Genomic DNA, 8,196 nt, shown 5'->3' with positions numbered 1-8,196 from the left:
CCTCGGCACCGTGCTGCTCCTCAGCGTGGCGGTCTCGGGGGTGGCGACCAAGCTGGCCACACCGATCCTGGAGCTGCTCGGGCTCGGCGCCCGTGTCGAGCCCGTCGTCTGGGCGATCGGCCTGGCCCTGGGTCTGGTCGCCAGCATCGTCTTGTTCTTCGCCTTCTTCCGGGTCCTCGCCGCCCCGCACGTGCCGTCGAGGTMGCTGTGGTCCGGCGCCCTGGTCGGTGCGCTGGTCTTCGAGGCCCTCAAGCAGCTCTCGACGTTCCTGCTGGCCGGCACCAAGGAGCAGCCGGCCGCCCAGGCCTTCGGCATCGCGCTCATCCTGGTGGTCTGGATGAACTACTTCTCCCGCGTCGTGGTGCTCTCCGCGGCCTGGGCCCACACGACCCGCGCGGCGCGGGCGCAGCGCGAGCGTGAGGCATGGCGCGAGGGCGACGTGGAGGGGCCGCAGATCGACCTGCAACAGGTCGTCGAGCACAGCCCCACCCTCGGTGGTGTCGACCCGTCCGCGCATCCGACCCGGCCCGTCGGGGCCTTCGCGGCCGGCGCCGCGACCATGCTGGCGCTCGTCGCCGTGATGAGGAGGAAGCAATGAGCATGACCCTGACCCGCAGGCACGGGCTGTTCCTGGTCGGTGTGGCCGCCTGGAACGCCCTCACGTGGGGGATGTTCACCAAGAACCTGTACGCCGCCCACGCGGCCGGCGAGGACCGTCCCGCCGGCTACTGGATCGCCCACACGGGGCTGATCGTGGCGAACCTCGTCCTCGGCGGGGTCTTCGCCGTCTGGGGCGCGAAGGTGCTGCGCTCCCGCTCCTGACCCGGCTCCGCCAGCCCGCCCCGACCTCCGGGCGACTCGCCCGACCCCGCCCGAGCGGTGAGCCAGCCACATTCCTCGACGAGCGAGGGTGGGCGGCGCACCCCCGACCCGCGTGTCGGCGTACGACGCGCCCGCGAGCGGTGTGGTGCTTCGCCGACGACCTCCGTGCGGCCCGCCTGGCCCTGCCGGCGGGTGCCCGGACGACCGGCATCACCCGGATCCAGGAGCTGGGCCTGGACMACGGGCCGCGCACGCCCCTGCACTTCGTCGTCGAGGGCGACCATCACCTCGCCCTGCCCGGAGTCTTCCTGCACCGCACGATGATGATGCCCCCGGTGGACGGTGAGGGCGTCAGCACGGAGGCGGCGTTCGTGGCGTACTGCGCCGAGACCCGCCCCATCGACGCCATCAAGGTCGGGAGCGTGCTCCTGCACCTCGCCCTGATGGACATGTCTCTGCTGGAGGCACTCGTGCTCGACCAGCCGTGGCGGCGCGGGTGCGCGGAGGCACGCTGGGTCAGCGAGCACCTCGACCGACGTTGCCGCTCCCTGCCCGAGGCGGAGGTCCTGGCCCTGGTTCGCTTTGCCGGCCTGCCCGAGCCCGACGTCAACGAGTCCCTCGAGCTCACCGAGGCCCTCGTCGTCACCCCGGACCTCTGGTTCCCGGCGTGGCGACGCGTGGTCGAGTACGAGGGGAGTCAGCACCAGGAGGATCGCGCCCAGTACACCAGCGACATCGATCGCTACGCGGCCTACCGGCGATCCGGGGTGGGCTACGAGTTGATCACCAAGGAGCTGATGCGCACCCCTCGGGTCTCGGTCCGGCGCATCCACCGTCTGTTGGTCGAGGGCGGGTACGACGGGCCGGCTCCGGTGTTCGGGGAGCTGTGGGCGACCCTCTTCCGACAGCTCCCGGACGTCGTACGACCTTGTCCGGCGCGGCCGCGCAGGCGGTGAGTCAGCCACGTTCCGACGCGGCCGGAACGTGGCTGGCTCACCGCCCGCCCGCGTGTCGGCGGAGCACGCCGGCCCGGAGACACCACTGGCCCGGCCGGACGGGTGTCCGGACGGGCCAGGGGGAGTGGAGCGGAAGGATCAGTGGCCGTGCTTGAGCGCGGTGCGCAGGTCCTTGTTGAGCTGGCTGATCACGTCGAGCGGGATCTCCTTGGGGCAGGCGGCCGTGCACTCACCGATGTTGGTGCAGCCACCGAAGCCCTCGTGGTCGTGCTGGCCGACCATGTTGACCACGCGCGCGTCGCGCTCGGGCTGGCCCTGCGGCAGCTCGCCGAGGTGGGTGATCTTGGCGCCCATGAACAGCGAGGCCGACCCGTTGGGACAGGCGGCGACGCAGGCGCCGCAGCCGATGCAGGTCGCCATGTTGAACGACCGCATCGCCTTGTCGCGGGGGACCGGCACCGAGTTGGCCTCGGGGGCCGAGCCGGTGTTCGCCGAGACGAAGCCGCCCTGCTGGATGATCCGGTCGAACGCGCCGCGGTCGACGACGAGGTCCTTGACGACCGGGAACGCGTCGGCGCGCCACGGCTCGATGGTGATCTCGTCGCCGTCGGAGAAGGTGCGCATGTGCAGCTGGCAGGTCGTGGTGACCTCCGGGCCGTGGGCCTGGCCGTTGATCATCAGTCCGCAGGTGCCGCAGATGCCCTCGCGGCAGTCGGAGTCGAAGGCGATCGGGTCCTCGCCAGCGGCGTTGAGCTGCTCGTTGAGGACGTCGAGCATCTCCAGGAAGGACATGTCCTCCGAGACGCCGTCGAGCTCGTAGGCGCGCATCTCGCCCTTCGCGGTGGCGTCGGCCTGACGCCAGATCTTGAGGGAGAGCTTCACTTGTAGGACCTCTGCTTCATCTCGATCGCGGTGTAGAGGAGGTCCTCCTTGTGCAGGACCGGGCTGCCCATCGAGCTCTGCGGCTCGTTGGGGTCGTTCTCCGTGGCGGTGGCGAACTCCCACGCGGCGACGTAGGCGAACTCCTCGTCGATCCGCAGCGCCTCGCCGTCCTCGGTCTGCGACTCGCCGCGGAAGTGTCCGCCGCAGGACTCGCGCCGGTTGAGGGCGTCGATGCACATCAGCTCGCCGAGCTCGAGGAAGTCGGCGACGCGGCCGGCCTTCTCCAGGCTCTGGTTGAGCGAGTCGGCCGTGCCGAGCACCTTGAGGTTGGACCAGAACTCACGCTTCAGCTCGCGGATGCCGTCGATGGCCTTGCGCAGGCCCTCGGCGTTGCGGTCCATGCCGCAGTACTCCCACATGAGGTGGCCGAGCTCCTTGTGGAAGCTGTCGGCCGAGCGCTCGCCGTTGATCGACATGAACCGCTCGATCCGGGCCTGGACCGCCTCGCGGGCGGCGACGACCTCGGGGTGGTCCGCACCGACCGGCTCGAAGGGGCCGTCGGCGAGGTACTCGCGGATCGTGTTGGGGAGCACGAAGTAGCCGTCGGCCAGGCCCTGCATCAGCGCGGAGGCGCCGAGGCGGTTGGCGCCGTGGTCGGAGAAGTTGGCCTCACCGGTCACGAAGAGCCCGGGGATGTTGGACTGCAGGTCGTAGTCGACCCACAGGCCGCCCATGACGTAGTGCACGGCGGGGTAGATCCGCATCGGGACCTCGTACGGGTTCTCGCCCGTGATCCGCTCGTACATGTCGAGGAGGTTGTCGTACTTCTCCTCGATGCCGGCCTTGCCCAGCCGGGCGATGGCGTCGGCGAAGTCGAGGTAGACGCCGCGACGGAAGTCGCCGACCTTGGGGCCGACCCCGCGACCCTCGTCGCACATGTTCTTGGCCTGGCGGGAGGCGATGTCGCGGGGGACCAGGTTGCCGAAGGACGGGTAGATCCGCTCCAGGTAGTAGTCGCGGTCCTCCTCGGGGATGTCCCGCGGGTCCTTGTCGCAGTCCTCCTTGTTCTTCGGCACCCAGATCCGGCCGTCGTTGCGCAGCGACTCGCTCATCAGGGTCAGCTTGGACTGGTGCTCGCCGGAGACCGGGATGCAGGTCGGGTGGATCTGCGTGTAGCAGGGGTTGGCCATGTAGGCGCCCTTGCGGTGCGCACGCCACGCGGCGGTGACGTTGCAGCCCATCGCGTTGGTGGAGAGGTAGAAGACGTTGCCGTAGCCGCCGGAGGCGAGCACCACGACGTCGGCCGTGTGCGTCTCGACCGCACCGGTGACCATGTCGCGGGCGATGATGCCGCGCGCCTTGCCGTCGACCATGACCAGGTCGAGCATCTCGTGACGCGTGTACGTCGTGACGGTGCCGGCCGCTACCTGGCGCTCGAGCGCCTGGTAGGCACCGATCAGCAGCTGCTGGCCGGTCTGGCCGCGGGCGTAGAAGGTGCGGGACACCTGCACGCCACCGAAGGAGCGGTTGTCGAGCAGCCCGCCGTACTCACGCGCGAACGGGACGCCCTGGGCGACGCACTGGTCGATGATGTCGGCGCTGACCTCGGCCAGGCGGTAGACGTTCGACTCGCGCGAGCGGTAGTCGCCGCCCTTGACGGTGTCGTAGAAGAGGCGGTGGACGGAGTCGCCGTCCTCCTTGTAGTTCTTGGCCGCGTTGATGCCGCCCTGGGCGGCGATCGAGTGCGCCCGGCGCGGGGAGTCCTGGTAGCAGAAGGACTTCACGTTGTAGCCGGCCTCGCCGAGCGTGGCCGCGGCGGAGCCGCCGGCCAGGCCGGTGCCGACGATGATCACGTCGAGCTTGCGACGGTTGGCCGGGTTGACGAGCCGGTTCTCGAACTTGCGGTTGGTCCACCGCGTGGCGATGGGGCCGGTGGGGGCCTTCGCGTCGACCAGCGGCTCGCCGGGCGTGTAGTAGCCGGCGGCGTCGTCGGAGGTCTGCACGGAGGGCTGGTTGGTGAACACGGTCCCGGAGGGATCAGTCATGGCCATGTGTCGGCTCCCTTACTTGGAGATGACGCCGAAGAGGACGAACAGGGGGACCAGCGAGAAGCCGCCGGCGATGACGACGGCGAGCACCCAGCCGGCGGTCTTCGCGCGCTTCCGCGCTGCGGCGGTGGAGGTGAGGCCCAGTGTCTGCAGCGCGCTCCACGTGCCGTGGTGCAGGTGCAGGCCGAGGGCGAGCATCGCCACCAGGTAGATGAGCGTCATCCACCACAGGTCGAAGGTGTCGACCACCAGGTTGTACGGGTCGTTGGTCGCCCCACCGGACGGGTTGATCTTGCCGATGGTGAAGTTCAGGAGGTGCCACACGAGGAAGACGAGGATCGTCACGCCGCCCCAGCGCATCGTGCGCGAGGACAGCGAGGACGCCCGGTTCTTCTTCACGGCGTACTTCTGCGTGCGGGCCGTCGAGGCCCGCCGCGCGAGCGCGTACGCCGCGCCGACGTGCACGACCAGCGCCACGATGAGGCCGACGCGGATCACCCACAGCAGCCCCTCGTACGGGAGCATCGGCTCCCCGAAGGTGCGCAGGTGGTGGGCGTACTCGTTGAAGGCGTCATGGCCGGCGAAGGCCTTGAGGTTGCCGTACATGTGCACGAGCACGAAGCCGATGAAGACGATGCCACTGGCGGCCATCAAGATCTTGAGCGTGATGGTCGAACGGGCCGCCCGAGAACCCCTCACCAGGGTCGGGGCTGAAGTTTGCGTAGCCACGGAGGTCACGGTACCGCCAGCGACCGCGCAGGTGGGGGTGGGGGAGTGTGACATGCGTCCGGTCGGGGACGCCCGATCCGGGCGCATCGAGGGTCAGTCGACGGGCGTACCTCGTCGCCCGGCCAGCTCCACCGGGGCGAGCAGCGGGGCGTAGTGGTCGGCCACCAGCTCCTCGCACGCGTCCGGCCACGTCCGCGTGCAGAGCTCACGCCCCCGCGCCCCCAGGAGAGCACGGTGCCGGTCGCCGGCGACCGACTCCACGGCCCGCCGCAGGCCCGAACCGGTGGTCGGGTCGTACAGCAGCCCGGTCTCGAGGTCGCGCACCACGCGAGGAGCGCCGCCGGCTCGAGGGGCGACGACGGGCAGCCCGCTGGCCGCAGCCTCCCGCAGCGCGTGGCAGCACGTCTCCTGCTCCCCGGGGTGCACCAGCACGTCGAGCGAGGCCAGGGCGGTGGCGAGGTCGCCGTTGCGCAGCCCCCCGGTGAACCTGGCCTGCGGCAGCCGGCGGCGCAGCCAGGCCTCCTGGGGCCCGGAGCCGATGACCACGAGCCGCACGCCGGGCAGGTCCGCGACGTCGACGAGGCGGCGTACGCCGTGGCGCACGTGCAGGCTGCCGGCATAGCCGACGACCACGCGCCGTCCCTCACGGGACCTGGCCCGCGACCACCGGTCGTGCAGCCACCGGTCCCGCAGGGCGGGTGTGAAGGCACGGGTGTCGACCCCGGGCTCCCAGACGGCGGGGTCGAGCCCGAGCCGGTGCAGCCGGTCGACCAGAAAGTCGGAGGTCACGACCAGCGCGTCGGCCCGCGCTGCGACCTTGGCCAGCCAGACCTCGCGGGTGAGCTCGGTCAACGGTGCGTGCTGGACCACCAGCGTCGGCACCCCGAGGCGTCGAGCGTGCGCGATCGCCTTGCGGCCCACGGAGCCGGGGGAGACCGCGTGGACGAGGTCCGGCTCGAACCGCGCCAGTGCCTCGCGCACCTGCCGCCCGGGCGTCTCGAGCGTCCGGATGCGGGCCACCTGGCTGCGCCGGTACGTCGCCAGCCCGGGCCCGGGGGCGACGATGAGCACCTCGTGGCCGGCGTCGATGAGGTGGTCGGCCACCTGCTTGAGCGTGGTGGTGGTGCCGTCCACGGCGGGGTAGAACGTCTCGGTCACCAGCGCGATCCGACGGGTCTCCATGGAGGGACACTGGCGGTCCGCGACCGACGGGGGCGGTCGCCAGGGCGAACCGCAGGTCAACGCCGGGTGAAGGCCGGGACCGCCCGGGTGAGAGGTACGCCATAGGACCGGCCCCTGACCCGACCCCCCGGACGGGCCTATTGTGCGCCCATGACCGACGTAGCAGGCGGCCTCGAAGAGCCGGCGGAGCTGGAGCCCGAGCAGGGATCGCTCCGGCTGGCCTCCCCCGACGACCAGGGCGACGCCGCCGCCTGGGAGGCCGCGGCCGCCGCGGTGCTGCGCAAGGCGCGGCGCCTGGGGGAGGACGACCCGGACTCCGCCGCGTGGGAGGCGCTGACCCGCACCACGCTGGACGGGATCCCGGTCGCCCCGATCGGGACCCGCGAGAGCGTCGCCGACCTGGCGACGAGCGGGCGGCCCACCCGAGCCGGCGACTGGGACATCCGGACCTGGGTCTTCGGCCCGGACGCCGCCTCCGCCCACGAGGCGGTCCTGGTCGACCTCGAGAACGGTGCGACCTCGCTGTGGGTCGAGCTCGGCCGCGGCCTGGCGGCCACCGATCTCGCCACCGTGCTGCGGGGGGTCTTCGCCGACCTCGCCCCGGTGACGCTCGAGGCGCCCGGCGAGCCGGTGCTGGCCGCCGAGGCGCTGCTCGCGGTCCTCGAGGAGCAGGGCGTCGACGGTCATCCCGGCACCAACCTGGGTGCCGACCCGGTCGGCGCCCGCGTGCGCCACGAGGTCGACGTGGACCTCGACRCGATGGTGACCGTCGCCCGCCTGGCGCACCGGCACGGCGTCCTCGGCGTCACCGTCGATGCGACCGCCCTGCACGACCGCGGGGCCACCGACGCCCAGGAGCTCGGCTACGCGATCGCCACCGGGGCGGCGTACCTGCGCGTGCTCACCGGTGCCGGTCTGTCGCTGGCGGAGTCCCTCGGGCTCATCGAGTTCCGCCTCGCGGCCACCGACGAGCAGTTCCCGACGATCGCCAAGCTGCGCGCCGCACGTCGCCTGTGGGCGCGGGTCGTCGAGCTCTCCGGCGGCGGCGCCGACGTGTCCGCGATGCGCCAGCACGTCGTCACCAGCCGGCCGATGCTCAGCTCGTACGACCCGTGGGTCAACATGCTGCGCGGCACCGTCGCGGCGTTCGCGGCAGGGGTGGGAGGGGCGGAGGCCGTGACCGTCGTGCCCTTCGACGTCACCCTCGGGGTGCCGGACGCCCTGGGTCGCCGGGTCGCCCGCAACACCTCGTCGCTGCTCATCTCCGAGTCCCACGTCGCCCGGGTGGCCGACCCCGCCGGCGGCTCGTACGCCGTCGAGCGGCTGACCGACGACCTCGCCCGCGTGGCGTGGGAGGAGCTCGGCCGGATCGAGACGGCCGGCGGCATCGTCGCCGCGCTGGACGACGGCTCCCTGCTCGCCCGCGTGGAGGAGGCCGCGGCGGTCCGGGCCGGTGAGGTCGCCACCCGCCGGCGGCCGCTGACCGGCCTGAGCGAGTTCCCGAACCTGGCCGAGGTGCTGCCCGAGCGCGCCGGCGACCCCGACCCGGTGCGGCGCCACGGCGCGGCCTTCGAGGC

8 protein-coding genes are annotated in these 8,196 nt (G+C 71.9%); 4 read left to right on the top strand and 4 right to left on the bottom strand.

Annotation, left to right across the window (positions count from 1 at the left end; genetic code table 11):
• From ACXJKL_RS08900 to ACXJKL_RS08890, 3 genes are all read left to right on the top strand, one after another.
• Window positions 1-598: YhjD/YihY/BrkB family envelope integrity protein (locus ACXJKL_RS08900; RefSeq protein WP_457206704.1), on the top strand; the 598-nt coding region annotated here is incomplete at its 5' end.
• Complete coding sequence (locus ACXJKL_RS08895) at window positions 595-822, top strand: SCO4848 family membrane protein (RefSeq protein WP_457206703.1); 228 nt, start codon at window positions 595-597, stop codon at window positions 820-822. The genes ACXJKL_RS08900 and ACXJKL_RS08895, both read left to right, overlap by 4 nt.
• Before the next feature lie 140 nt (window positions 823-962).
• Window positions 963-1,778, top strand: a complete 816-nt coding sequence (locus ACXJKL_RS08890; protein ID WP_457206702.1) for a hypothetical protein — start codon at window positions 963-965, stop codon at window positions 1,776-1,778.
• A gap of 138 nt (window positions 1,779-1,916) precedes the next feature.
• Here the strand turns inward: ACXJKL_RS08890 and ACXJKL_RS08885 are convergent, their stop codons facing one another.
• From ACXJKL_RS08885 to ACXJKL_RS08870, 4 genes are all read right to left on the bottom strand, one after another.
• Window positions 1,917-2,660, bottom strand: coding sequence for a succinate dehydrogenase/fumarate reductase iron-sulfur subunit (locus tag ACXJKL_RS08885; RefSeq protein WP_457206701.1), 744 nt, complete (start codon window positions 2,658-2,660; stop codon window positions 1,917-1,919).
• Complete coding sequence (locus ACXJKL_RS08880) at window positions 2,657-4,705, bottom strand: fumarate reductase/succinate dehydrogenase flavoprotein subunit (protein WP_457206705.1); 2,049 nt, start codon at window positions 4,703-4,705, stop codon at window positions 2,657-2,659. Before ACXJKL_RS08880 ends, ACXJKL_RS08885 begins: the two co-directional genes overlap by 4 nt.
• 18 nt (window positions 4,706-4,723) lie before the next feature.
• Window positions 4,724-5,407, bottom strand: a complete 684-nt coding sequence (locus ACXJKL_RS08875; RefSeq protein WP_457206700.1) for a succinate dehydrogenase cytochrome b subunit — start codon at window positions 5,405-5,407, stop codon at window positions 4,724-4,726.
• A 123-nt stretch (window positions 5,408-5,530) separates the two neighbouring features.
• On the bottom strand, window positions 5,531-6,619 hold the full coding sequence (locus ACXJKL_RS08870; RefSeq protein ID WP_457206699.1) for a glycosyltransferase: 1,089 nt from the start codon (window positions 6,617-6,619) through the stop codon (window positions 5,531-5,533).
• Between the two features lie 150 nt (window positions 6,620-6,769).
• Between ACXJKL_RS08870 and ACXJKL_RS08865 the strand changes: the two genes are divergently transcribed.
• The coding region (locus ACXJKL_RS08865; RefSeq protein WP_457206698.1) for a methylmalonyl-CoA mutase family protein at window positions 6,770-8,196 on the top strand (1,427 nt) is incomplete at its 3' end.

The sequence above is a fragment of the Nocardioides sp. P5_C9_2 genome, from assembly GCF_054049555.1.
The sequence above is the reverse complement of the archived record's forward strand: the minus strand, read 5'-3'. Positions and strand labels throughout refer to the sequence as shown.

What these genes read in the sequence shown, in the direction of transcription:
- ACXJKL_RS08880 (WP_457206705.1), bottom strand. Translation starts at nt 4,705, where the DNA reads ATGACTGATCCCTCCGGGACCGTGTTCACCAACCAGCCCTCCGTGCAG.
- ACXJKL_RS08895 (WP_457206703.1), top strand. Translation starts at nt 595, where the DNA reads ATGAGCATGACCCTGACCCGCAGGCACGGGCTGTTCCTGGTCGGTGTG.
- ACXJKL_RS08870 (WP_457206699.1), bottom strand. Translation starts at nt 6,619, where the DNA reads ATGGAGACCCGTCGGATCGCGCTGGTGACCGAGACGTTCTACCCCGCC.